The sequence below is a fragment of the Hyphococcus sp. genome, assembly GCF_965228385.1.
Classification (GTDB): domain Bacteria; phylum Pseudomonadota; class Alphaproteobacteria; order Caulobacterales; family Parvularculaceae; genus Hyphococcus.
This window is the reverse complement of the sequence record NZ_OZ245810.1, coordinates 3,069,892-3,094,483: the sequence shown is the minus strand read 5'-3', so window position 1 is coordinate 3,094,483 and position 24,592 is coordinate 3,069,892. Positions and strand designations below refer to the sequence as shown.

At 58.3% G+C, this 24,592-nt stretch carries 24 protein-coding genes; 13 read left to right on the top strand and 11 right to left on the bottom strand.

Going from position 1 to position 24,592, the window contains the following annotated elements:
* Positions 1-32: 32 nt before the first annotated feature.
* Together ACQK2Q_RS14375 and ACQK2Q_RS14370 are read right to left on the bottom strand one after the other, a co-directional pair.
* Positions 33-980 carry an NAD-dependent epimerase/dehydratase family protein gene (locus ACQK2Q_RS14375; protein ID WP_425410434.1) on the bottom strand — a complete coding sequence of 316 codons (948 nt, stop codon included), beginning with the start codon at positions 978-980 and terminating at the stop codon, positions 33-35.
* Entirely contained in the window at positions 977-2,737 is a 1,761-nt protein-coding gene (locus tag ACQK2Q_RS14370) for a fatty acyl-AMP ligase (protein WP_425410433.1), read from the bottom strand. The genes ACQK2Q_RS14375 and ACQK2Q_RS14370 overlap by 4 nt, the downstream gene beginning before the upstream one ends.
* Before the next feature lie 491 nt (positions 2,738-3,228).
* On the opposite strand from ACQK2Q_RS14370, the gene ACQK2Q_RS14365 reads away from it, so the two are divergent.
* Positions 3,229-4,005, top strand: coding sequence for a sterol desaturase family protein (locus ACQK2Q_RS14365; protein ID WP_425410432.1), 777 nt, complete (start codon positions 3,229-3,231; stop codon positions 4,003-4,005).
* Positions 4,006-4,224: 219 nt separating this feature from the next.
* A complete protein-coding gene (locus ACQK2Q_RS14360) occupies positions 4,225-6,351 on the top strand; it encodes a sodium-translocating pyrophosphatase (RefSeq protein ID WP_425410431.1) in 2,127 nt (708 codons plus the stop codon).
* Positions 6,352-6,426: 75 nt separating this feature from the next.
* Here the strand turns inward: ACQK2Q_RS14360 and ACQK2Q_RS14355 are convergent, their stop codons facing one another.
* The gene (locus ACQK2Q_RS14355) at positions 6,427-6,915 is read right to left on the bottom strand and encodes a YMGG-like glycine zipper-containing protein (RefSeq protein WP_425410430.1); all 489 of its coding nucleotides are present in this window, start codon (positions 6,913-6,915) and stop codon (positions 6,427-6,429) included.
* 177 nt (positions 6,916-7,092) lie between these two features.
* Positions 7,093-8,823: a peroxidase family protein gene (locus tag ACQK2Q_RS14350; RefSeq protein WP_425410429.1), complete on the bottom strand. Its 1,731-nt coding sequence runs from the start codon at positions 8,821-8,823 to the stop codon at positions 7,093-7,095.
* 196 nt (positions 8,824-9,019) lie between these two features.
* Here ACQK2Q_RS14350 and ACQK2Q_RS14345 point away from each other — a divergent pair, with 196 nt between their 5' ends.
* Together ACQK2Q_RS14345 and ACQK2Q_RS14340 are read left to right on the top strand one after the other, a co-directional pair.
* Positions 9,020-9,712, top strand: coding sequence for an HAD family hydrolase (locus ACQK2Q_RS14345; protein ID WP_425410428.1), 693 nt, complete (start codon positions 9,020-9,022; stop codon positions 9,710-9,712).
* Between the two features lie 7 nt (positions 9,713-9,719).
* The gene (locus tag ACQK2Q_RS14340) at positions 9,720-10,769 is read left to right on the top strand and encodes a threonine aldolase family protein (RefSeq protein ID WP_425410427.1); all 1,050 of its coding nucleotides are present in this window, start codon (positions 9,720-9,722) and stop codon (positions 10,767-10,769) included.
* On the opposite strand, the gene ACQK2Q_RS14335 is transcribed toward ACQK2Q_RS14340, so the two are convergent.
* The 3 genes from ACQK2Q_RS14335 to hemH all read right to left on the bottom strand — a co-directional run bounded on the left by ACQK2Q_RS14335 (position 10,766) and on the right by hemH (position 13,431).
* Positions 10,766-11,368: a TVP38/TMEM64 family protein gene (locus ACQK2Q_RS14335; RefSeq protein WP_425410426.1), complete on the bottom strand. Its 603-nt coding sequence runs from the start codon at positions 11,366-11,368 to the stop codon at positions 10,766-10,768. The two genes, ACQK2Q_RS14340 and ACQK2Q_RS14335, sit on opposite strands and share 4 nt — an antisense overlap.
* 120 nt (positions 11,369-11,488) lie before the next feature.
* Complete coding sequence (locus tag ACQK2Q_RS14330; protein ID WP_425410425.1) at positions 11,489-12,388, bottom strand: histone deacetylase family protein; 900 nt, start codon at positions 12,386-12,388, stop codon at positions 11,489-11,491.
* Positions 12,385-13,431 carry a ferrochelatase gene (hemH, locus tag ACQK2Q_RS14325; RefSeq protein ID WP_425410424.1) on the bottom strand — a complete coding sequence of 349 codons (1,047 nt, stop codon included), beginning with the start codon at positions 13,429-13,431 and terminating at the stop codon, positions 12,385-12,387. Before hemH ends, ACQK2Q_RS14330 begins: the two co-directional genes overlap by 4 nt.
* Positions 13,432-13,608: 177 nt before the next feature.
* Here hemH and ACQK2Q_RS14320 point away from each other — a divergent pair, with 177 nt between their 5' ends.
* Positions 13,609-14,628: a hypothetical protein gene (locus tag ACQK2Q_RS14320; protein WP_425410423.1), complete on the top strand. Its 1,020-nt coding sequence runs from the start codon at positions 13,609-13,611 to the stop codon at positions 14,626-14,628.
* On the opposite strand, the gene ACQK2Q_RS14315 is transcribed toward ACQK2Q_RS14320, so the two are convergent.
* A complete protein-coding gene (locus ACQK2Q_RS14315; protein WP_425410422.1) occupies positions 14,625-14,996 on the bottom strand; it encodes a hypothetical protein in 372 nt (123 codons plus the stop codon). The genes ACQK2Q_RS14320 and ACQK2Q_RS14315 overlap by 4 nt on opposite strands.
* 147 nt (positions 14,997-15,143) lie before the next feature.
* On the opposite strand from ACQK2Q_RS14315, the gene ACQK2Q_RS14310 reads away from it, so the two are divergent.
* Positions 15,144-15,956, top strand: a complete 813-nt coding sequence (locus tag ACQK2Q_RS14310) for an SDR family NAD(P)-dependent oxidoreductase (protein WP_425410421.1) — start codon at positions 15,144-15,146, stop codon at positions 15,954-15,956.
* Here ACQK2Q_RS14310 and ACQK2Q_RS14305 read toward each other — a convergent pair.
* Positions 15,953-18,247, bottom strand: a complete 2,295-nt coding sequence (locus ACQK2Q_RS14305; protein WP_425410420.1) for an NADP-dependent malic enzyme — start codon at positions 18,245-18,247, stop codon at positions 15,953-15,955. The two genes, ACQK2Q_RS14310 and ACQK2Q_RS14305, sit on opposite strands and share 4 nt — an antisense overlap.
* A gap of 86 nt (positions 18,248-18,333) precedes the next feature.
* Here ACQK2Q_RS14305 and ACQK2Q_RS14300 point away from each other — a divergent pair, with 86 nt between their 5' ends.
* Positions 18,334-18,690, top strand: a complete 357-nt coding sequence (locus ACQK2Q_RS14300) for a DUF488 domain-containing protein (RefSeq protein WP_425410419.1) — start codon at positions 18,334-18,336, stop codon at positions 18,688-18,690.
* Here ACQK2Q_RS14300 and ACQK2Q_RS14295 read toward each other — a convergent pair.
* Together ACQK2Q_RS14295 and ACQK2Q_RS14290 are read right to left on the bottom strand one after the other, a co-directional pair.
* Entirely contained in the window at positions 18,677-19,495 is an 819-nt protein-coding gene (locus ACQK2Q_RS14295; RefSeq protein WP_425410418.1) for a DUF4198 domain-containing protein, read from the bottom strand. The two genes, ACQK2Q_RS14300 and ACQK2Q_RS14295, sit on opposite strands and share 14 nt — an antisense overlap.
* Before the next feature lie 76 nt (positions 19,496-19,571).
* Positions 19,572-21,050 (bottom strand): DUF4331 domain-containing protein, encoded by a 1,479-nt coding sequence (locus ACQK2Q_RS14290; protein WP_425410417.1) that lies wholly within the window; start codon positions 21,048-21,050, stop codon positions 19,572-19,574.
* Between the two features lie 270 nt (positions 21,051-21,320).
* Between ACQK2Q_RS14290 and ACQK2Q_RS14285 the strand changes: the two genes are divergently transcribed.
* From ACQK2Q_RS14285 to ACQK2Q_RS14260, 6 genes are all read left to right on the top strand, one after another.
* Positions 21,321-21,908, top strand: coding sequence for a NifU family protein (locus tag ACQK2Q_RS14285; RefSeq protein WP_425410416.1), 588 nt, complete (start codon positions 21,321-21,323; stop codon positions 21,906-21,908).
* A gap of 78 nt (positions 21,909-21,986) precedes the next feature.
* Entirely contained in the window at positions 21,987-22,196 is a 210-nt protein-coding gene (locus tag ACQK2Q_RS14280) for a dodecin (RefSeq protein WP_425410415.1), read from the top strand.
* Positions 22,197-22,240: 44 nt separating this feature from the next.
* Positions 22,241-22,834 (top strand): malonic semialdehyde reductase, encoded by a 594-nt coding sequence (locus tag ACQK2Q_RS14275; protein ID WP_425410414.1) that lies wholly within the window; start codon positions 22,241-22,243, stop codon positions 22,832-22,834.
* Between the two features lie 65 nt (positions 22,835-22,899).
* A complete protein-coding gene (gene tsaB / locus ACQK2Q_RS14270; protein ID WP_425410413.1) occupies positions 22,900-23,571 on the top strand; it encodes a tRNA (adenosine(37)-N6)-threonylcarbamoyltransferase complex dimerization subunit type 1 TsaB in 672 nt (223 codons plus the stop codon).
* Positions 23,568-24,014, top strand: a complete 447-nt coding sequence (rimI, locus tag ACQK2Q_RS14265; RefSeq protein WP_425410412.1) for a ribosomal protein S18-alanine N-acetyltransferase — start codon at positions 23,568-23,570, stop codon at positions 24,012-24,014. Before tsaB ends, rimI begins: the two co-directional genes overlap by 4 nt.
* Before the next feature lie 98 nt (positions 24,015-24,112).
* Positions 24,113-24,529, top strand: coding sequence for a Fur family transcriptional regulator (locus tag ACQK2Q_RS14260; protein WP_425410411.1), 417 nt, complete (start codon positions 24,113-24,115; stop codon positions 24,527-24,529).
* The last annotated feature ends 63 nt before the right edge of the window (positions 24,530-24,592 follow it).

The window sequence follows — 24,592 nt, the reverse complement described above, 5'->3', positions numbered from 1 at the left end:
GGGCGCCCGTCAAAGGCGTTGCTATAGCGCTATTAAAGCAAATCGTGTTCTTGATACCAACGGACGGTTTTTGCAAATCCCTCTTTCAATGGGGTTTGCGGCCGCCAGCCGCAAGCGTCCGACAGCAAATTGTCGCGCGCGACCCAGTCTGCGTGAAAGAATTCGTTGATCTGTCCCTCGCGCACGCTGGGGGCGCGGCCCAATACGCCCTCAATACTGCGTAACAAACTGTGATAGCTTGCGATTGCCGGGCGGGGCACACGGATAGGGCGAATATTCTTTCCAAACACCTCTGCGAGGATGGCGCCGATTTCGCTCCAGGCGCGGCCATGGGGTTCTTCGTCGCCAACTTCCAGAACGCAGGGGTCTCTGACGGCGGCGCCCTGTAGGGCGCGGCCAGCGGCGATCAGCGCGCCGGCGGCGTCATCCACGTACAAAATCGACGCCCGCGCCGGACGCGGTGTTTTCGGCTCCAGCGCAAAACCCGCCTTGATCATTTTGAAATAGGGCAAAGTCGCCTTGTCGCGCGGCCCGTATATGGCGGGCAGACGCAAAGCGATCCAGTTTGAGCGCGACGCCGCCGCGAGCGCAGTTTCGCTGTCGCGTTTGCTTTGCGCATAAGGCGAGACTTCCGGTTTGCGGGCGGACATCGATGACGCGTGGACAAATGCGGCGCCCGCCTCGCCGGCGATATGGGCCGCGCGTTCAGCGCCGGTGACATTGACCTCGCGATATTCCTGGCGCGTGCGTGCGTGGGTGAGGCCGGCCAGGTGAAAAAAAACGTCCGCCCCGTCAGCCAGCGCTGCAATCGCGCGTTCGTCGTCAAGCGCGCCCTGCACAATATTGACGCCGGGCCGGGCTGATATTTTTGACGGGTCGCGCGCCAGCGCCGACACCGACCAACCCTCTGCGGATAATCGTTCAATCAACGCTGCGCCGACGAACCCGGTGCCGCCGGTGACGGCCGCGCGATTGCTCAAACTCGCGCCTCGGCCAAGGCGCGGGTCGTATTTTCCGTCGCGTCGGCGTCTTCAGTGAATGCGCCCGCCAGATATTTCTGGCGCATTTTTGCGCGGGAGAGCTTCCCTGAGGAGGTCATCACCATTGAGTGCGGACGAGCAAGCACGATCTCCGCCGGCGCGCCCACCGCGTTTTGCACGACGACGCTGACTTCGCGCTTCAGCGCCGCCAGCGCATCGGCGTCCAGGCCCCGCCGTTCGGCGATTACGACAATGCGTTCAGAGCCGCCGTCATCGATTGAGAAGGCCGCGACGCCGCCCCCGCGAACGCCATCAACCTTTTCGACCGCCCATTCGATATCCTGCGGCCAGATATTGCGGCCATTGATGATGATCAGATCCTTGGCGCGTCCGGTAATAACGATCTGTCCGTCAAGGAAATAGCCCATGTCTCCGGTGTCGAGCCATTCACCGTCAAAAATCGCGTCGGATGCTTCGGCGTCGGAGAAATAACCGGTGGTCAGGCTTGGGCCCTTGATGAATATTCTGCCTACAGAACGTTCACCCATGGCGGCGCCATTCTCATCGCGCACTTCAATGTCATGGCCAGGCAAGGGGCGCCCGCAAAGCACAAAGCCGCGCTTGTGTTCCGGCGATGTGACGGCCGAAGCGGGCTGCGCAACGCCAGAACGCGTATAGTGACGCATATCGACTTCGTCGACGGTGACCGGCGCGCCCAGTTCCGGAAAAGAAATGGCGAGGGTCGCCTCGGCCATGCCGTAACTTGGCGTGAAGGCGTTGCGGTTAAACCCGACCGGTTCGAAGGCCTCTGCGAAGGCGTTCAACGCTTCCGGACGCACCATGTCGCCGCCGATGCCGGCGACGCGAAGGCGTGATAAATCAATTGCGCCCGGTTCTATTCGCGCGGATCTTTTCGCGGCAAGTTCGTACCCGAATGACGGGCTGTACGTGATCGTGCACTTGTTTTCCGTAATGATGCGCAACCACAATAACGGGCGCCTTACGAAATCCGACGTTGCAAGAAAATCCACGGAGGTCTGGCCGGCCATCGGCGTCAAGACGAAACCGATAAGGCCCATATCGTGATATAGCGGCAGCCAGCTCGAAGCGCGGTCGCCGGGCTGAATATACATGCCGTCATGCGCAATTGCGGTGAGGTTGGCGCACACCGAGCGCTGGACGCCGATGACGCCTTTTGGCGCGCTCGTGGAGCCGGAGGAATACTGAATATAACAAAGTTCGTCGGGCCCGAACGGCGTCGGCTCCTCGTCGGCGTCATCGAGTTCGGCAAGGTCTGTAAAGCTCAAAACTTCCGCGCCGGGAACGCGGCTGGCGGCTTCATCGAGAAATTCGCGCAATGTTTCCGGACCGACGGCGGCGGCGGCTTTGGCGCCGGCGATCATTTGGCGGATCTGGGTAATGTAACCGTCTTTGCCGCCGAGATTGACCGGCATGGGCATGGGCGCCGGAACAAGGCCCGCATACTGGCAGGCGAAAAACGTCACGATGAATTCAGGGCTGGTTTCGGCGATTACGGCGAGCCTCGCGCCGCGCTCAAAGCGACCCGCGAGCTTGCGCGCGAGCATTTTTGCTTCCTCACGAAGATCCTTATAAGTCAGGACCGCAGTGGCTTCGCCGCGCAGATTGAAAAAATTATAACCGGTTTCACCTTGCGCTGCATAATCCAGCGCTTCGCAAATCGTTGAAAACCCTCCGACTTTCATGGCCAAAGTTGTATTCGTGCTCGGTGTCGGCATGCCTGCTCGCCCTGGGGTTTCCTGTGAAGGGATGACGGTCATTTACTTACGCCCCCGTACTGTCGCCCGCCGGTTTTCCCGGCTTATCTCGAAGCGCATCCCGACTTCCCCTGCCGGACGCACCCAATTCACACTGTGACGGCTTTCATCGAAGATTCCAGCCCAAAGCCATGGCGCTGCGCCGGGACGCAGTCCAAGTGGTAACCTTGAGCCGATACAAGGCCTTGGGTCAACGGGCAATACCTTCCTATGACGCGGTGCATCAAGATTTACAGCGGGATGTTACATGTTTGCCGTCAAGAAGGCCCTTGGGCGCATTGCGCTGAAAAGCCTGCAAAATGACGCGCCTGCAGCCGCTTGAACCCGCGCGCCGGCGCGCCTAATTTCCGGGCGATTGGGACACGCGGGATTGATTTGCGCCCGGACCGCCATTTTGCTGCAATAGTTGAAAAATCGCACAAAGTTAGAAAATCGCTCAGGGATCAAGCGGAATGCGTCTGTTTATCGGTTATAAAGCCTGGAAAGAAGAAGAGTATCTTCTGAACCGGATGACCTTCGACGATCTGGTCAAAGCCTATATCACCTATCCGGCAATCCAGATTTATGCGCTTATCCTCTTGGTTGCGCTCACTGTCGGCATTGCGTCGATAACGTCAGTTACGCTTTTCGTGGCGGCTTTTGCGGCGGGCGCCATCCTGTTTCCTATCGCCTGGTACCTGGTCCACCGGTTCATCCTGCATGGGAGCTGGATGTACAAAACGCCGTTGCTGGCGGGATTGTGGAAGCGCGTGCATTACGATCACCACCGGTTTCCCAATGATTTATCGGTGCTTTTCGGCGGTTTGCATACGACGCTGCCCACGATTATTTTTGTCGCCGGGCCGCTGGGATGGCTTATCAACGGCCTTCCGGGCGCGTGTGCAGCGATCGCCGGCACGGTCGCCATGACCTGTTATACGGAATTCCTCCATGCCGGGCAGCATCTGGCGTTCGAACCAAAATCGACATTCTGGAAGACCATCAAGGCGCGGCATCTCGCCCACCATTTTCACAACGAAAACGGCAATTACGGCATAGCGGAATTTTTCTGGGACAAGGCCTTCGGCACCTATTACGGCGAAACGAAGAATGCGCCGCGCAGCGCGACAGCCCGCAATCTTGGTTACACAGACGAAATGGCCCTTAAATTCCCTTGGGTTCGGGACCTGACAGACGCGGAACCGGAAACCCGTCAGGCGATGCGCGCCCGCGGGGCGGCCTCCTCGTAAAGCCGGAACACCGCGTCAAAGCCATCCTCTGATTTCACCGTTCTGGTCCATAGAGCGCAATCCGCCGCGCAAGTTTTTGTTGATTTTGCGAAAGGGCTTTGCCAGTTTCCGCGCCGACATCAACAGGAGCTGGTTGAAGCGCGCGCGGGGGGCGACCCTGACGCTGCGGCCATGTCAGCGTTCAAACTCACCACACAGAAATTCCAGGAAGGAAGTAACATGGGCTTGGAGCTTTGGTTAGTCATTGGGGCTGGCTTGCTCGCGATTGCATATGGGGCATTCACCGTAAACCAGGTGTTGTCATTGCCGTCGGGCACAGACCGGATGAAAGAAATCGCCGCAGCTATTCAGGAAGGCGCGCAGGCGTATCTCAATAAACAGTATACCACCATCGCCATCGCCGGGGGCGTTGTGTTCCTCGTGCTGCTGGCGGCGTTCAAATTCGACTTTATTCCCGCCGTGGGCTTCGCCATCGGGGCTGTCTTGTCGGGCGCGGCCGGATTTATCGGCATGCTGGTTTCGGTCCGCGCCAATGTGCGCACGACCCAGGCCGCGAGCGAAAGCCTCGCGAAAGGCCTTTCGGTCGCGTTCAAGGCCGGCGCTATCACCGGTATGCTCGTCGCCGGCCTCGCGCTTCTCGGGCTTGCCGCCTATTATGCCATTCTGACGGCGGGTCTCGGTCACGCGCCGGAAAGCCGTGCGGTTGTGAACGGCCTCATCGCGTTATCGCTTGGCGCATCGCTGATTTCCGTTTTCGCGCGTCTTGGCGGCGGCATCTTCACGAAAGGCGCCGATGTGGGCGGCGACATGGTCGGCAAGGTCGAGGCTGGCATCCCGGAAGACGATCCGCGCAATCCGGCGACCATTGCCGACAATGTGGGCGATAATGTCGGCGACTGCGCCGGCATGGCCGCAGACCTGTTCGAAACATACGTGGTGACCATTGCGGCGACCATGGTGCTGGGCTCGATCCTGTTCACTGAGAATGCGGCGCAATTCATGTTCTATCCGCTCGCCATCGGCGGGGTCTGCATCATCACCTCCATCGCCGGCACCTACGGCGTCTCGCTCGGCAAAGGGTCGACCAACATCATGGGCGCTCTTTACAAGGGTCTCGTTGTCACCGGCGTTCTGTCTTTGATTGCAATCGGCGGCGTCACCTTCCAGATGTTCGGTTTTTCAGAAACCATCGGACAGACGGAGCAGGGCGATCCTTTCACGGGCCTGTCGTTATTCCTTTGCGGCATTCTCGGTCTCGTTGTCACCGGCCTGATCGTCTGGATCACCGAATATTATACGGGTACGGATTACCGGCCGGTGAAATCGGTTGCGAAAGCGTCTGAATCTGGGCACGGCACCAACGTTATCCAGGGCCTTGCGATTTCAATGGAGGCAACAGCGCTTCCGGCGCTCGTTATCGTCATTGGCATCATCACAGCGTACAACCTTGCCGGCCTTTTCGGCATCGCCACAGCGGTGACGACAATGCTCGCGCTCGCGGGCATGATCGTCGCGCTCGATGCGTTCGGCCCAGTGACGGACAACGCCGGCGGCATAGCCGAAATGTCCGGTCTTGAGGGGTCCGTGCGCGAAACAACGGATGCGCTCGACGCCGTTGGCAACACGACGAAAGCCGTAACCAAAGGTTATGCGATCGGCTCAGCGGGTCTCGGCGCGCTTGTTCTGTTTGCGGCGTATACCAAGGACATCGAACATTTCCGTCTGCATTCGGATGAATATCCGTTCTTCGCGGACGTGAATGTATCGTTCGCGCTCTCCGATCCCTATGTGATTGCGGGCCTTCTGATAGGCGGCCTCTTGCCGTATCTCTTCGGCGGCATCGCCATGCAGGCGGTGGGGCGCGCTGCGTCCGCCATCGTTGAAGAAGTACGCCGGCAGTTCAAGGAAAAGCCGGGCATCATGCAAGGTACGGAGAAGCCGGATTACGCCCGCGCCGTGAACATGCTGACCGGCGCCGCGATCAAGGAAATGGTCGTGCCGTCCATGTTGCCGATCCTCTCACCGCTGGTCGTCTATTTTGTAGTCGGCGCGGTGGCGGATAAATCCGCTGCGCTTTCGGCGGTCGGCGCCATGCTGATCGGCGTTATTGTTACAGGCCTTTTCGTCGCCATTTCCATGACGGCCGGCGGCGGCGCCTGGGACAACGCCAAAAAGTATATCGAAGACGGCAACCATGGCGGCAAGGGTTCGGAAGCCCATAAAGCAGCGGTAACGGGCGACACAGTCGGCGATCCCTACAAGGATACGGCGGGCCCGGCGGTCAACCCGATGATCAAGATCACCAATATCGTGGCGCTCTTGCTCCTCGCCGCCCTGGCTGGCTAATCATCACTTCTATATCGACGTAAAAAGGGCCCGCATTTTGCGGGCCCTTTTGTTTTGCATGGTCGCCAAGGCGATCTAGTCGTTGAGACAGACCTGCAACGCTGTGTCATAGGCGACTTTCGCCTGCTCATACTGGGCGCGTTGCTGTTCGAAAACTTCGTCGGCGGTTTTCTGTTTGTCGGCTTTGACCGCCTGGCCGCCTGCAGCCCCGGCGGCGGCGCCGGCAGCCGCGCCGTAACCGGCTTTATCGCCGATGACTTCGCCCGCGACAGCGCCCACGGCGGCGCCGACAGCCGTGCCTTTCAGCACCTGCTTGTTGCCGGCGTCGTCACGGACCGGCACAGGCGTCGTCGCCGGATCAAAACCGGTTTCCGCCGTCGCGATAGCGCGGCAATCTTTTGCGGCTTCCGGCGCGGACGCGACATTTTCTGTTTCGTTCGCAATTTCATTTTCATTTGCGGATGTAAAGCCGTCGTCATCAAAAGCGCCTGACATGGCTGCTCCAACGCCAATAACAGCGACAAGCGCGCCAACGCCGGCGCCGATTAAAACTCCTTTACGCATGATAAACTCTCCTCGTTTTGCGCAACATGCGGACGAGGACCAAACACGCGCGGGTCAATGCGGGTCCGGCGTATTACACAAAATCAATCAGGGCTGAGAAAACCCCTGATAGCGGGGCTTTCGGGGGAAGAATTTCAGGCGAAGCGCTGCATGCGGATCGCCTGTAAGTTGTTCCCCTCAGCGGCGCGACACGTAAAAAACGTTTTTGGGAATTTCCCGACGCTTGATATCCGTATTCGCCAGGATGATATCGGCCAATCGAACATTGCGCACTTTTACAAGTTCGGAAATGGCCAGATCGCGCTCGTACCAGAAGCGGTCGTAATCGCGCAGCATAGTAAACTGCAAGATACAAATTTCCCGCAGGAGCGGCCCCAATTGCGAGCCATCGCGCTCCATCGGGTCTTCTGAAATGCCGCCGACCCACAGATCGATATCGTCAACGTCGCCATAGGCTTCATACAGTTTTTGCTGCACCGCCGGATCCGAGGTGATTTCATCGAAATCCGACACCCGCCCCAGCCCCAGCGATTCCCGCATGTCGTTATAGGAGGGCAGGCCGCGGTCGCGTCCGCGCTGAATGTTAAGCGCAGCAAGATCAAATCCACCGGCGCCCGGGGGGCCAAACAGGAAGTTGCGCAAATCGTCCACGATCATGTGATCGAACGCCTGACTTTTCTGCGCCGCAAGGCCGCGCAAAACGGGGTCGATATCGTTGCGTTCCGTCAATAGCAACGGCGCGTTAAAAAACGCATTGCGCAAGGGCAAATGCCCGGCGGCGATTTCATCGCCATTCCTGTCGACACGCATAATTTGCGGGTTAATCAGCGTATGGCCGAGCCGCCACGCCGCGCCGGAGAACTCGGTCATGAGGCCCGGATTACCTTCCTTGTAACCGCGATAGCGCGGCAAGGCGCGCCGCCCGATCAGCGCGGGTAAAAATTCCTCATAGGTAATGATCTGAATTTCCGCGATCACCATGCGTCTTGCAGCATGATAAACATCGTCGCCCGAAAGCCATGGCCGCGTCTTGCGGATCTGATCCGCCCAGCGGTTATGTTCGCGCACGAACAATGTGTGCATGACGGTGAGACCGACCTGCTCATTGGATCGCACGTCGCCTGCCAGAAAAAGGTCGGCCGGTGGGATTGGCCCTTCATTGGCGTTCGGCAATTCATCCGGATTGAACGGCAACAGCTCGCCTGCGCTGGTCTTGAGCCTTCCTGTCCCGTCATTGGCTCTCAACGCCGCTGCGCGCGCGTCGCTGGAGCCATAGACCATTGAGCCGTCGAGCCAGGAGGTGATCTCGTTCATATGTTCGCGGGGATTGGACAGATCCGTTCCCGTTTCTTCATCGAAGAGCGCCCGGTCGAAATGAATGGATTTGCCGCCCGCGCCCATAGGGTCAAACCAGGGATCGCCCGCCGGGATGGGAATATCGAATGAGCGGTCGCCGGTTCTGACGCCGTCACCCAGTGCGAAATCATGATCGATGAACTGTCCCCATTGCCACAGGAAATCGCTGGTTCCGAAATCGTTGGGAACTGACTTGTCGCCCTGATGCACGACAATGTTGCTGATTTCGCGCGGCCCTTTGCGCAACGGGCCGCCCATGGCGGAGATGCCGTCGCTATAGTCGGAAGGCATCATACGGGACAATTTCTGAAAGGCGGCCCCGGCGCCCGGCTCGGAAGCGTTGTTGCCTGTGCCGTCAAAACTGCGCACTTCGCGCCCGTCAGAAAACGCCGGCCCCTGCGGTCCCATCCGGTCGCGCAGGCGCGCCTTGATCTGCGCCGAGACATCGCGCTCGATGTTTTGCGCCGGTGCATCCTTTTCCCTGTCCTGGCGCATAACGAGCGCGGAGGTGGTTGATGTCAGCGCGACAACGATGATTGCCGCGCCTGCCATGAGATTACGCTTGAACATAAAATTTCTCCGGATCCCCTGAATATCGGCGCCATTTCAGCCGGGATAGCCTTGCCGATCAAGCGCTGTCATAAGCGAAGCGCAAAAGAATTCGTCCGGGGGTGTTTGTGGCGACACGATTTTCGCTTTAGACGGGCGCCCGGACAGGGCTGTTCACTCTGGAGTCTCTAAAACAATCATGAATTTTGTAGCGGTTATTTTCGATTGCGACGGTGTGCTGGTCGATTCCGAAGTGCTGGCCATCAAGGGCGAACGCGGTGCGCTGGAGAGTTTCGGCCTGCGATATTCTCCTGCGGAATATGTCGGCCGATTCGTCGGACTGCATGACGACGCGTTTTTTGAGGCGCTGCGAAATGATTTTCAACTGGCGTTCAAGACGGAAGCGCCCGATGATTTTGAAGACCGCATTCTGGAAGGACGAAGCCAGGAAAAGCATGCGTTGCAGGTCATTGCCGGCGCTGCTGCGGCCATGGGGGCGGCGAAAACCCGGTTCGGGGCGATCGCTGTCGCCTCGTCGTCGCGGGCGCATTTCCTGAAATCAAAACTCGAGCGCACGGGACTTTATGGTCTCGCAGCGCCGCATGTCTATTCAGCGGACCTGGTCGCAAACGGAAAGCCGTCGCCGGACATATTTCTTTTCGCAGCGGAACGGCTTGGCGTGGACCCGGCGCGATGTCTGGTGCTGGAGGACAGTGAAAACGGCGTTCGTGCGGGGTGCGCCGCCGGCATGTCTGTCTGGGGTTTTCTAGGCGGCGGGCATTGTTTTGAAGGCCATGAGAGCCGGTTGCGCAAAGCGGGCGCGAGGCAGACGGTATGTTCTTTTGCAGAATTCAATGCGCAGATTGACGGTGCTGCTTCCGGCGCGCCATAGGTAGGTTATGACATTCGCATCGGACAACTGGGCCGGCGCCGCGCCGGAAGTGCTTGAAGCGATCGCGCGCGCCAATGACGGCGCGGCCCCGTCCTACGGCGTTGACGATTACACCAAAAAAATTGCGGGCCGTATTTCTGAAAGATTTGAACGCGATTGCGCCGTTTATTTCGTCGCCACGGGCGGCGCGGCGAATGGACTGGCCCTCTCTGTTCTGGCGCCGTCTTACGGCATGGTGTTCTGTCACGAGGAAAGCCATGTCCAAATGGATGAATGCGCGGGACCTGAGTTTTTTACAGGGGGCGCCAAGCTGATTCCCGTTGCCGGCTCAGGCGGCAAGATGACTGCCGATGGTTTCGCCAAAGCGCTCAAAGGGTTTCCGCATCGTCCACCGCACGGGGCGCCGCCTAGCGCCCTGTCACTGACGCAGGCTACAGAATGCGGCGCGCTGTATTCTGTAGACGAATTGAAAGCGTTATGCGAAGCCGCGCATGACGCAGATATGACGGTTCATATGGACGGCGCGCGTTTCGCCAACGCCGTGGCGGCGTCAGGCGCGTCGCCGGCGACACTGACATGGAAAGCCGGCGTCGACGTTTTATGTTTCGGCGGCACGAAAAACGGCTGCATTGCTGCGGAGGCGGTCGTTTTTTTCAATCCCGAGATGGCGAAGGATTTCGAATTCCGGCGCAAGCGCGCCGGGCATTTATGGTCAAAGATGCGGTTCATCGCGGCGCAGTTCGACGCTTATTTAGCGGACGATTTGTGGTTGCGCCTTGCCGCGCACGCCAACGCGATGGCGGCGCGTCTTTCCAGCGGGCTCGGTTCCATTAAAGGCGTTGAGATTTCGTATCCCACGCAGATTAACGAGGTTTTCGCCTGCTTTCCGGGTGATGCGGCGGAGAGGTTACGCGCGAACGGCGAATTCTTTTATCCATGGATTACGCCCGGCGATCCCGCCAGCGGGCGTATGAATCGGCTGATTACCTCTTTCCGCACGACGGAACAGGAAGTCGACGGGTTTGTGGAGCGCGTTGCGGCGGCGGCGCACAGCTAACTTCCGGGTTCGGTTTCCAACCACCATTTGCGCGACCACCAGGCGAGCAGCGCAAACAGCAGAAATACGCCCGCCAGCGACGCCCAGCCAAGCCATGGCCTGTCTATTACCATGGCGCCGATACTCACAAAAATGAAAACCGGCGCCGCCATGCCAACGGCGGATGTCCAAAGATAGGTGCTGAAGCGAACCGGGCTGAGGCCCGATCCATAATTGACAATTGTGTAGGGAATGAGCGGTATCATCCGTACAATGAGAAGAAAGTGCGCGCCTCTGCGCTCGACGGCCCGCTCAAATCGCGCCAGCGATCTGTTGGGCATAAACCTGTATATCAGCGGTTGTCCCAGCCAGCGCGCCAAAGCAAATGCGATGATCGCAGCAATCACAGCGCCCGTCCATGTCAGGAAGAATCCGTAGATCTGTCCAAACACCATACCGTTGGCGATCGCGACGGTTTCCGCCGGCAACGGCAGGAATGATACGATAATCATGGCGAAAATCGCCATCAACGGCGCCCAGGGACCGGCTTTCTGGATCCAGGCTTCATAACGCGCCCCATCCCATAGGAACGACCAGAAGGATGGGTCAAAGATTTCCATGCTGAGACGCCCTTTGCTGCGTTATAGGGATTGCGCCCCGCCAGTAAATTTTTTCAGCGCAAGTGTTCTCACGATCAGCATAATGGTCAACGCGTTCAGAGGCGGATTTGTGGCGGGCTTTCAAAAACCCCAAATTTCTTTTGCGGCGCGCCAGGTGTTGGCGTAGGCGGCGACGCTTTGCGCGATCGGGTCAGTATAGCCGCCGCCAATCGCCATGGAGACGGGAATCCCGCGCTTTTTACACATTGACAGCACCAGACGGTCGCGTTGCATCAGACCGTTATAGGTCAACGCCATGCGGCCAAGGCGGTCTTCTTTCAGCGGATCGACACCCGCCTGATAGAGAACAAGGTCAGGTTTGAATTCCCATATTGCCGGCAGGACCCCGCAAAGCGCAGCGTTATATTCTTCATCTTCGACGCCGTCCGGCAGGTTAAGATCGAGATCGGACGTCATTTTCCGGAACGGAAAGTTCTTTTCACCGTGTACGGATAATACGAACACGTCGTCTCGCGGTGAAAGAAGGGCGGCGTTGCCGTCGCCCTGGTGCACATCGAGATCTATAATGGCGACGCGATCCACATTTTTCTCATTCAACAGCGCCAGCGCGGTCACGGCGAAATCATTGAACACGCAGTAGCCCGAACCGAAATCGTAATGCGCGTGATGCGTGCCGCCGGCGAGCTGACCGGAAAGCCCGTCTTGAAGCGCCGCCCGCGCCGCGGCGAGCGCGCCGCCCATGGTCGCCCTTGCGCGCAAGGCGATATGTCTTGACCAGGGAAAACCGATGCGCCGCATGGCTTTATCGTCGATCGTACCATGATCTATCGACGCTACATATTCAGGCGCATGAGCGCGTAAAAGGGCGGCGTCGTCTATCGGTTGCGACGCTTCCAGCATGTCTTCCGCGAGAATGTCGTTTTCAAGGAGCGTTCTGCGCAACATGCCGTATTTGCTTCCGGGAAAACGATGATTGTCCGGCAAGTTGAGATCGAATGTATCGGAATAGAAGACTTTCATGAGCGTCGCGCGTCGCTCCAGCCTGCGGTCTCCCGCCGTGATATGGTCTCAAGCAGCGCCGCCATTTCCGGCGAGTCGTTCAGGCACGGGATCGCAGTAAAATCTTCTCCGCCAGCTTCCATAAATGTCGCGCGCGCAGCGATGTCGATCTCCTCCAGGGTTTCGATGCAGTCAGAGACAAATCCCGGCATGATGACCGCGATTTTTTTAATGCGCTGTTCCGCAAGGGACTTGATAGTTTCATCCGTCGCGGGCTCCAGCCACTTCTCACGGCCGAATTTGGATTGAAACGCCAAGGGCGCGAACTCTTCCGTCCACCCCATGGTTTCGCGCAGCAGACGCGCGGTTTTCGCACAATGGCAATGATAAGGGTCGCCAGCCTCGAAATAACGTTGCGGCAAACCGTGAAAAGAGATGACGACGCGTTCCGGCGTCCAGTCAATACCGCTCAAATGCCGTTTTGCGACTTGCGCCAAGGCGTCCACATAGGCGGGATCGTCATGAAACGGCGGCGCAGTACGGATGGCCGGCTGCCAGCGCATGGATTTGACGGCGGCGAAAACGGCGTCCGCGACGCTCGCCGTCGTTGTGGCCGAATATTGCGGATATAGCGGGACTACAAGAATTCGCGTGCAGCCCTTGGCTTTCATCGCCTCAAGGCGCGCCGCAATGGATGGATTGCCATAACGCATCGCCCAATCCACCGTGGCCGCGTCAAGCGAGGCGGACAAAGCCTTGCTTTGCGCCCTTGTAAAATACCGCAAAGGGCTTTCATTGCTCTCCTCGCGCCAGATTTTTTTGTAGTTGCGGGCGGTGACCGCCGGGCGAACATTCAGTATGACGCCATGCAAAATCGGCAGCCACACGGCGCGGGGCAGATCGACAATACGCTCATCGCTGAGGAACTCACGTAAATATCGGCGAACTGCGCCAGGCTCGGGCGCGTCCGGCGTGCCGAGATTCACCAAAAGCACGCCAATCCGCTGGGCGGGGATTGCGGGGTGATTTGCCGGTGCGAGATCGTTCAGTAGCTTTTCCGTCATGCCCCGCTCTCCATCACGCGCCGGTGACCTTTAATCCAGGTTTTTTCGTCGATTTCCGGTGTTCTGTCACAATTGTGAAACAAAAAAAATAGAGGGTGCGCGCGAATTCGGGGCAAGCGCGCACGGTGCGCCGCCCGTCGTGTTTGCACCGGCTCCTGACGAGTAAGCATGGGCCGGATGACGCCAGGGATGAACATGGAAATCGATATCGGGTTATGGGCTGCGGTTGGCTTTGTTTTCGCTGCTTACGCAGTTGTCGGCAATGACGCGCTGCAGACGCTTGGCACCTTTATCAATTCTAACCGCCGGTTGCCCTGGTGGGCGCTGTTTTTGTTCGCGGCGACTGTGCTCGTGGTGGTTTTTACCTATGGGTATATCACGAATGAAGGCGATCCGTCTTTTGGCCGTCTGAACAATACGGATAAGTATCCGGTTATCATCGACCCGCAATGGTATTATGCATTGCCGCCCCTCGTTCTGCTCGTGTTGACGCGGTTTGGCATCCCCGTCTCGACGACATTCATGGTTCTGACGATTTTCGCCACGATGGGCGGCCTTTACAGCATGCTGATAAAGTCGCTGATCGGGTATTTGGTCGCCTTCGTGGCGGGCGGACTGATATATGCGGCGCTCGCGCCCACGCTGGAAAGGTGGTTTCTTAAAACCGCTGACCAGCAGCATGCGCCGCTTTGGGTGCTGATGCAGTGGATCACCACGGGGTATCTCTGGTCTGTCTGGTTGATGCAGGATTTCGCCAATATCTACATCTATCTGCCGCGCGGGGATACGGCGAGCGGCGTCGCACGTCTCAATCCGCTAGAGGCCGCCATATCTGTCGGGATTCTTGTGCTGCTGCTGGGCTATACGTTCTGGAACAGGGGCGGGCCGGTGCAACGCATCCTGAAAACCAAAACCAGTGTTAGCGATATTCGTTCGGCGACGATTATCGATTTCACCTATGCGACGCTGCTATTTTATTTCAAGGAAATGAACAACATCCCGATGTCGACCACATGGGTGTTTCTGGGGCTGATCGCCGGCCGGGAGTTCGCCATTGCTACAATCGATAAAGTACGCGCGCCGGGCGATACGGCGAAAATTGTCGGCATGGATGCGGCGAAGGCGTTATTCGGCCTGGTAATCAGCGTCATCATGGCAATCGGTCTGCCGCTGGCGGCGCAAGCGCTGGGCGGCTAATCGGCGTTTCCGGGAGTGTTTTTCGGTTTGTAATTCGCGGCCGTATCCTTGACCCGGTAACGCGCTTCGTCCTGTCTGCGAAAGCGCTGCCGCATGCGTTCCGGATCAGCGTTTTCAGCGCCGCCTTTGACGCGATAGGCGGCCTTTTGATTTTTTTCCGCCCTGATATCGCGCATGGACGCCTTGCCGTGCGCGGCGCGCTCTTTAATCCGGTAGGCGCGCCGGTTTTTGGTTTTCGCACTCTCCGGGTCGTCGTTAACCGCGAGCAGACCGATTAGCCCTTCCGATCCGGCTTCGGCGTTCTGCAGATACCAGGCGATCACCACGGCGAAGACGGCGACGATCAGCAGAAACTCGATTGTATCCATCGTACTAAATCCCGTGCGCCGGCGCATCAGCGGCAATATTGCGGTTAACAGATTTATACCATGCAAGGCGCGTGCAATCAGACGATGAAACGCCCCCCTGCATTCACTTATAGACCGGTGTTCCGATGCGGGTTAAGCATTTTCATTATGGAATATCAGGGAAAATGGGCGCTGATCACCGGCGCCTCGGCAGGTATCGGGGCTGCCTTCGCGCGCGCCTGCGCGGCCAGGGGCGCGAATCTCATTCTCGTGGCGCGCCGCGAAGAGCGCCTTCGCGCACTCGCGACAACGCTCCGGAACGATTACGGCGTCGATGTCAAAATTATCGCCGCAGATCTTGCCGATCCGTCGGCGCCGATAACAATCGCCGGGGCGCTTCAGGCTGATGCGACGCCGGTCGATATTCTCATCAACAATGCCGGTTTCGGGTTGCCGGGGGGATATACCGAGAATGCGTGGAGCGTACATCGCGATTTTCTCGAACTCATGGTGAATTCCTACGCCCATATGACGCGCCTTTTTATGCCCGGCATGATATCGCGCGGCTGGGGACGGATCATTCAGGTTTCTTCCGTCGCCGGACTGGTTCCAGGCTCGGCCGGGCATACGCTTTACGGCCCGTCAAAAGCGTTTCTTGTGAGTTTCGCACAATCCATCGCCGCGGAATGCGCCGGAACCGGCGTCAATTCGACGGCCTTATGTCCCGGTTTCACCTATTCGGAATTTCACGACGTCAACAATACGCGGGGCCTCGTTTCCCAACTGCCCACATACATGTTCATGAAAGCCGAGCCGGTTGTAGAGGGCGCGTTGAAAGCCGTCGACGGCAGACATGTCGTCTATGTTCCCGGACTTTGGAATAAATTCGTGGTCTGGCTAACAAAAGCGCTGCCGCGTCCATGGGCTGCGGAAGTGGTGAAGCGGCAGTCAAAAAATTTCCGGCGCAGGAAAGAAAATTAAGCTGTTTTCTGCGCCCATGACCGGTGCTCGGAATCGAGCTCATAGGCAGCCATGGCGGCGAGCGTAACAATATCGGTGACGCCTGCGCCGACCTGCGCGATCTGCACCGGGCGCTCCAGCCCGATCAAGACGGGTCCGAGCACAAGCGCGCCGCCGATCTCTCCCAGCAGCTTCGTTGAAACGGCCGCGGAATGAACGCCCGGCGTAATCAAAACGTTCGCTTCGCCCTTCAGCCGTGAAAACGGATAAAGCTTGCGCAGATCTTCATTCAGCGCCATGCGCGGCGTCATTTCGCCTTCATACTCAAAATCGATATCGCTGCGCTTGTCGAGCAATTCAACGGCGCCTGCAACGCGTCTTGAATGCGCCGTATTCGGGTTGCCGAAATTGGAATAGGAAACGAAAGCGACTTTCGGCGGAAAGCCCAGATGCCGGGCGGCATGGGCGACCTGCACCGCGATTTCCGCTAGCTCTTCGGAGCCGGGCAATTCGGTGACATTCGTGTCGGCGACGAAAAGCGTTCGCGTCTTGGTCAAAATAATCGAGACACCGATCATCCGCTCGCCGGGCCTTGGGTCGAGCGCCAGCTGAACATTGGAAAGCGCTACGTCGTAGTGCCTCGTGATGCCGGTGACCATGCCGTCGGCGTGTCCATGTGCGAGCATGCAGGCGGCGTACACATTCCGGTCTGTGTTCACCAGCCGGATCGCGTCGCGATAGAGATAGCCTTTGCGCTGCAGGCGTTTATACAGGTAATCTGTATAGAGATCACTGTGTTTTGACGTGCGCGAATGATAGGTTTCAAATTTGTGATTGACAGGAAGGCCGGCGTCGGCGAGGGCATTTTTGATCTGGTCGTCCCGGCCGATCAGAATCGGCGTGCCGAGTCCTTCCTGCTGAAAGGCGTAGGCGGCGCGCACGACGGCTTCTTCTTCGCCCTCCGCGAAAACAATGCGCTTGGGCGTCTCAAAGCCGCGCAGGGAGGAATAAATTCGTTGCAGGAAAGACGCTGACGGGTCGAGCCGGGCGGCGAGCGTGTTTTTATAAACAGACAGATCATCGATCGGTTTGCGGGCGACGCCGGTCTCGACAGCCGCCTTCGCAACGGCAGGCGGAATTTCGGATATCAACCGCGGATCGAACGGCGTGGGAATAATATAGCCGGGCCCATAACGTAAGCGCTTGCCGTAAGCGGCGGCGACTTCATCGGGGACGTCCTCGCGGGCGAGTTTCGCGAGCGCCTGCGCGCAGGCGATTTTCATTTCCTCGTTAATGGTGCGCGCGCGCGCATCAAGCGCGCCGCGGAAAATATAGGGAAAGCCAAGAACATTGTTGACCTGATTTGGGTAATCGGAGCGGCCTGTGGCGATGATGGCGTCGTCGCGAACGCTGCTGATGTCTTCCGGCAGAATTTCAGGCGTCGGGTTGGCCATGACAAAAACGATCGGGCTTTTCGCCATGGACTTGATCATGTCTTTAGATACGGCGCCGGCGACGGAAAGACCGATACAGACATCCGCGCCGTCCATAGCGTCTGCGAGTGTGCGCTTGTCCGTATCCACCGCGTGCGCGGAGCGCCATTGATCGAGGTCGCGGTCTTTGTGAAGGACGCCCTTGGAGTCGCAAACAAGCGCGTTATCGTGCGGCAGGCCCATCGCCTTGATGAGCCCGATCACAGAGAGTGCGGACGAACCGGCGCCGGAAACCGCAACCTTAATATCTTTGATTGATTTTCCGGTGACATCGAGCGCGTTTAAAAGGCCTGCGGCGGCGATGATCGCCGTGCCGTGCTGATCGTCATGGAAAACGGGTATGTCCATCGCTTCTTTCAGACGCTGCTCAATGATGAAGCTGTCCGGCGCGGCAATATCTTCCAGATTGATGCCGCCGAAAGCCGGGCCGAGATAGCGCACGGCGTTGACAAACGCGTCGGGGTCGCGCGTGTCGACTTCAATGTCGACGGAGTCGATGTCCGCGAAACGCTTGAAGAGAACTGATTTACCTTCCATCACGGGTTTGGCGGCGAGCGCGCCAAGATCGCCCATGCCGAGAATCGCCGTGCCGTTGGAAATGACCGCGACCATGTTGCCCTTGGAGGTATAGTCATATGCGCTGTCAGGGTTGTCTGCGATCTTTTGCACCGGGACGGCGACGCCTGGCGAATAAGCAAGCGATAGATCCCGCTGGGTCGCCATGGGTTTCGTCGGATTGATCTCGAGCTTGCCGGGTTTGCCGCGGCTATGAAAATCGAGCGCTTCCTGATCGGTGAATTTTGTTGAATTATCGTCCATGACAGTCTCTTTTAGGCGTGACCCTAGCGCTTACGACGCCTTACGGCGCGACGCAAGGAACAGTGCGGAGAGTTGGAGCGCGCCTGATGCGGATCAGACTGAAACGCGCCTATGAAAAGCCTGCGAAGGCTGACGGCAAACGCATCCTCGTGGAGCGCTTGTGGCCGCGCGGCGTAACAAAGGCGGCGGCGTTGCTTGACGAATGGCTCAAGGATATCGCGCCCAGCCCGTCATTGCGCAAATGGTACGGTCACGATCCTGAAAAATGGCCTGAGTTTCAAAAGCGGTATCGGGCTGAACTTGCCGGGAATAAGGAAGGGGTCGAACGGCTGCGCGAGATATGTAAATCCGGAACGGTGACATTCATCTACGCGGCGAAAGACGAAGAGCGCAACAGCGCCGCCGTCCTGAAAGCGTTCTTGGAAGACCCTACTCGAAACTGAACGTCAGGCTGGAAAATACAGTTTCAAAGTCCGCTTCGTCATGCTCCACGGGCGTCGCCCATACAACGTTGAACTTCCAAGCGCCTTTTTTGGGAAGGTCGAACGCGGCGTGTCCATTTTCATCTGTTGTACGCCGCGTTTCCGGAAATATCCCGACACGGAGATTTTCCAGCGAAACCGTCGCGCCGGGAAGGGGCGCCCCGTTGTAAAGCACTTCCAGCGGCAACGGTTCGCCCGGCGCAAGTGAAAACGGGTTGTCAAGCGGGCGGATTTCCAGCGTGTGTCCCACCGCCGCCGTTATATCTGCGCCGCTTGCGACGGCGTTCTCGCCAGCATTGATTATGGTCTTCGCCCGGCGGGAATAGTATTCCGTCCCCGGTTTATCGGTCCGCGCGTGGGCGCGGCGGTGCTCTATGGCTTGCGTCAGGCCTTCTTCTTCGAGGTAAGCGTTGAAGGTTTCCGCATCGAGTTCAATGAAAGCGGGGGTCGATTCAAAAGCGATGATATATGTCCCCGGCGCGGTAAATTTTACGTCTGCGCCGCCGTCCTTTCCGCCCGGCGTAATCGTGCGTGAAATATCTTCAGCGCCGCGAGCCCCGATGCGTGTGAATGCGGCGACGCGTTCCTTGCGTAGATTCCAGTGTTCGCCTTCGCCTGCGTGCCCGACCATGAAGTTGATATGGACAGGCTTGTCGAGGCCGGCGCGATAGTCGGCGGGTTCCAGCCAGAAGTCATGCGCATGCGCCGGATAAACCATGATGGCGGCTGCAATCGCGGCAAAGCTTACGAAGCGGCTTGATTTCATGTTCGTCATCCATTTCTTAAAGCATAAAAAGCCGACCGGGTAAGGGGCGTACCCGGCCGGCGCCGTGGAGACTGGATTATTCTCCGCCGGCTTCGTTCCCGCGGCCATGATGGTCATGAACGCGACCGTTGAGGGGTGTGGCCGCATACGGAAACACTTGATTGTAAGTAATGTCGTTTTCGCTGACGCGGTCGGCGTCAACGCCGGAAAAGTCCGGTCCCGGACCGGCGAGACCGAGAGCAATGATCGCAATGTCGATGACATCGTCGCCGAACCGCCGGCCGTTCGGCCAGCCGCCGGGGATTAGTCCGCCATTGCCGAACGGATCCTGAAACTGGCTCTGCAAGACATCGCCGCCAAAGACGCCAAGCCGGTCAAAATCACTCGCGCCGGCGAGCCGTGCGGGGCCGGTCGTCAAATCCACCTTGATCATATCGGGAATGAAGATCGAACGCAGAAGGCCCGGGATTAGTTCGGAACCGCCGAGCAGCGCCAACAATTCAGGGCTGTCAACGGCATCGCCATATTGCGCGTCGTCTTCCGGACTGCCTTCATTATACTGGTCCTTCTGGCTCAGCGGCAGCAGCGCCTCAACGAAAAGCGGATTGCCCTGCCTGCCGACCTGATCGTAAGGTCCGCGCGCGCGATTAAAACGCGACCGCGCCGTCGTGGCGTAAACACCCGCAAGCTGCGCTGGCGTCACGGTCTCGTTCACGCCGCGACCGTCCCGGACTTGCAATTCGTCAAGCGGTATATTCAGAACGATGGTGTGGACGTTGTATCCGCCCTGACTGTCAAACGGTTTTGTAGGCGTACCGGTATTGGCGCCAAAGCTGAAATCCAGATCGAAAATCGATTGAATATCCGCATAGAACCCATCGTCGCGTTGTCCGGCGAAAGAGACATAGCCGTCTTTCAGCGTTGCTACGGCGGACGCCGTGTAAGGGTCGAGCGCGTTTGCATCGTCGACGCCTTCCCTGGCGGGACGGTCGCCGTCATTGTTCTGATTGTAGAATGGCGTGAGCAGGCCCTGATTGTTCACCGGCACGATGAGGCCGTCGCGCATCCCGTCGCCAAGCACTTCGTCGCGGCGCGTGCGGTGATCGGTTTTTGTGATTGTGTAGGTCTGACGCAGATTCTGATTGGCGGGAAAGGCGCCGTCGCCCGCCGGCTGTACGGGCCCTAAAAACGCCTGCCGGATCGTGTCTTCATTGGCGTAGCGGGTGGAAAACTCAAAATGGTAGCTGAGACTGGGCTCGCCTTCCGCAATGGCGTCTTCGAGCGCAATATGGATTGTGTAGCGAACGCGTTCATCGAACTGAAAGTTGTTGGGCCCGATGCCCGGTTCCTGAAATGGATAGACCGCGAGCGCCGTCGTAAGATATTGCCGCCCGTCTGCGTCTTCGCTGACAAACGCATAGACGTCGGTTGTATTTGCAGCGTCGTCGAGCGTGATTTTCGGCGCGTCCATATGGCTCGAAGCCATGGCCGGACCGGCGGCGAGGGCCGCAAACCCGGTCCAGAAAAGACGTGGAGCCGTCTTTGGCATGTGCATGATGTTTCTCTCCGTAATTGCCCTTGACGCTGATTGTTTTTGTTCCACCAGGCGATCGAGCGCCAAAAACACGCCCGGCATGCCATTATCTACGGCGAAGTGGCGCGGATAGTTTCGCGCGATGCGTGAATGATGCGGTTATGTCTTCACAACGGGGTGAGGCGGCGGCTGGCGGCGGTATTGCGCGCTCAAGCGGAAGTTCAACAGCGGCGTTGCGCAAGCCGTGGACAATCCCTAGGTATAGCGCGAAAACGCCGAAAGACTCCGACCATGTTTATTCAGACCGAAGATACGCCAAATCCGCAATCCATGAAATTTGTTCCCGGTCAGCCGGTGCTGGGCGAGGGCGCGCTCGGCATGGATTTCCCGACGCAAGAATCCGCCGCCGCCTCGCCTCTGGCGCAATTGCTTTTTGAAACAGATGGCGTGATGGGGGTTTATCTCGGCGCGGATTTTATCACGGTCACCAAGGCGGAAGCGGTCGAGTGGATGCATATCAAGCCGGCGCTGCTCGGCGCGATCGCTGATTTTCTCACCGCCGGCTTGCCGGTCCTGAATGACGGCGCTGAGGCGACGTCAGGCAAACCCGCAACGCCGCTTGAAGATTATGAAGGCGATGACCGCGAAGTCGTTGAACAGATCATTGAGTTGATTGAAACGCGCGTGCGTCCGGCGGTCGCTGCGGACGGCGGCGATATCGTCTTCAAGCATTTCGAACCGCGCACCGGGGTTGTTTTCCTCGCCATGCAGGGCGCCTGTGCGGGCTGCCCGTCTTCGACCATGACGCTGAAATCGGGCATCGAAAACATGCTGAAGCATTATGTGCCGGAAGTCGCCAGCGTCGAAGCGGTGATGTAACGGCGGCGCAAGTCTGGCCTGATACGGAACTTTCAACCCTCCTTTTCGTTATCCTTTTGTACGGAACGGAGAATCTTCATGTCAGATAATGTCTATGCAGTTTCAAAGATCGTCGGAACCTCGAAAACCTCGATTGAGGACGCGATTCAGAACGCAATCGCAAGGGCTTCCAAAACGCTTGAGAATCTTGACTGGTTCGAAGTGAAGGAAACGCGTGGTCTCATCGATAAAGACAAGGTTGCTTATTATCAGGTCTGTCTTGAGCTTGGCTTTCGCTATGAAAAATAGCTAGAACCGCTCTTGACGCCGTAAGCCAAGGAGCGAGTTCACCCATGTCCGACAAGATGATCAACGATCAGGCCCTCGACATTATTTTTCGAGAGGCGCGAACGCATAATGGCTGGGAGGAGCGTAAGGTTACGCCAACGCTGATGCAGGCGGTCTATGACCTCATGAAGTGGGGCGCGACTTCGGCCAACTGTTCGCCTGCGCGATTTGTGTTCGTGACTTCAGACGAAGGCAAGGCGCGATTAAAGCCTCATCTGGCCGAGGGCAATCGCGACAAGACCATGAAGGCGCCGTGCTGTGTGATTATCGGCTATGATATGGAGTTTTACGAAAAGCTTCCCGAGCTTTTTCCGCATACGGATGCAAAAAGCTGGTTTGTCGGGAATGACGATCTCATCAAATCAACGGCGTTCCGAAACGGCACTCTACAAGGCGCCTATTTCATGATCGCCGCGCGGGCGCTTGGGCTCGATTGCGGTCCCATGTCCGGGTTCGATAATGCAGGCCTTGACGAAGAGTTTTTCAAGGGAACGCCGGTCAAATCCAACTTTATCTGCAATATCGGTTACGGTACGGATGAAAATCTATTTCCACGCAGTCCGCGCCTGACATTCGACGACGCTTGCCAAGTTGTCTAGCAGCCTGCTCTCCGGTTTTCGTAACGGTCGGGGTTTGCCGCCATCAGCAGTAAGATGAACTATAAATGCTGGTAATGGGTCTGGATACGGCGTTGCAGCGATGTTCCGTTGCCATTATGCGCGGCGAAACCGTGTATGCCGATTTTGCCTCTGACATGGAGCGCGGTCACGCGGAACATCTGGCGCCCATGGCGGCGCAAGCGCTGGCGCAGGCGCGGGTGAGCGTGCGCGATCTTGACCGGGTCGGCGTTGTCGTGGGGCCGGGCGGCTTCACTGGCGTTCGCGTGGCGCTTTCCTTCGCCCGCGGCCTTGGCGTCGGCACCGGCATACCCGTGATCGGCGTAACGTCTCTGGCGGCGCTTGCCGCCAACATTACGCCTTCGGGCGCCAATGAACTTGTTGCGGCAATTATCGACGCGCGGCGGGGGCAAGTCTATGCAGCGCTTTTTGATCCGCAGGCGAACGCCGTGCTTGCCGAGCCGTTTGTGGCTGATCCCGCCTCGGCGCATGCCAAGCTCAAGGCGTCGGCTGACGGACGCGATTTTCTCCTTACGGGCTCAGGCGCGCCGCTTTTAGATCGGGCGTCATCGGGCGCAGCGCAGATTGACGCCAAAGTCGTCGCGCGGCTGGCCGCACGCGCGCCCCATCCCGCGACGCCCCCGGCGCCGCTTTATCTGCGCGCGCCTGACGCCAAGCCGGGAAAACCGCCGCTCTTTCAAACCGGCCCTGGCGCATGACGGCGTGGAGGGTCTGGAGTGCCTCGTCTGCGGACGCTGATGTGCTCGCGGCGCTCGAATCCGAAAGCTTCGGCCGGAAAAGCTGGGGCGAAAAGGGCGTTCGCGCGAGTTTTACGGCGTCTGGCGTTTCCATCCTGCTCGCAGGTGAAACGCCCGATGCGCCGCGCGGTTTCGCCTTGTGGCGCGATCTGGGCGAGGACGCCGAGCTTTTGACGATTGGGGTCGCGCCGGCCAGCCGCAAGGCCGGCCTCGGAAGGGCGCTGCTGCGCGCCGTCATAACAACCGCCAGATCCGGCGGCGCTGAAAAAATCTATCTGGAAGTCGACAAAAAAAACGAGGCGGCGCTGGCCCTTTATGAAAGGGCCGGATTTCGCGCCATAGGCGTGCGAAAAAGCTATTATCGCGACGGGCGCGACGCCACTGTCATGTCCTGCAGATTGTAATCATTAGCAACTGGCCGCTTTGAAGTTGCATGGGGCGCCGGGTGCGTGAATAAAGGCCGCAGCTTTTGCTGCAAAGCGATTAGAGGAGCGCGACGACCATGGACCGGCTGGAAAAACTCTGCATCGAAAAAGGCATGCGCATGACAGAGCAGCGCCGCGTGATCGCGCGGGTCCTGTCGGTCGCCGACGACCATCCGGATGTGGAGGAGATCCACCGGCGCGCTAGCGAGATCGACGATAAAATCTCCATTGCCACCGTCTATCGCACCATGCGTCTTTTCGAAGAAGCGGGCGTAGTCGAGCGGCATGACTTTCAGGACGGCCGGTCGCGTTATGAAGAGGCGTCGGAAACGCATCACGATCATCTGATCAATCTGCGCACAGGCGAAGTCATCGAGTTTGTGAACGAAGAGATCGAGCAGCTTCAAAAACGCATCGCCGAGGAGCACGGCTACAAGCTGGTGGATCACAGGCTTGAGCTTTACGGCGTGCCGCTGAAGAAATCCGACGATTAGCGATTTTTAGCAATTTCGGCCAAAACAGTAAGTAAATCTTGACAATTCGGGGGTAAACTCACC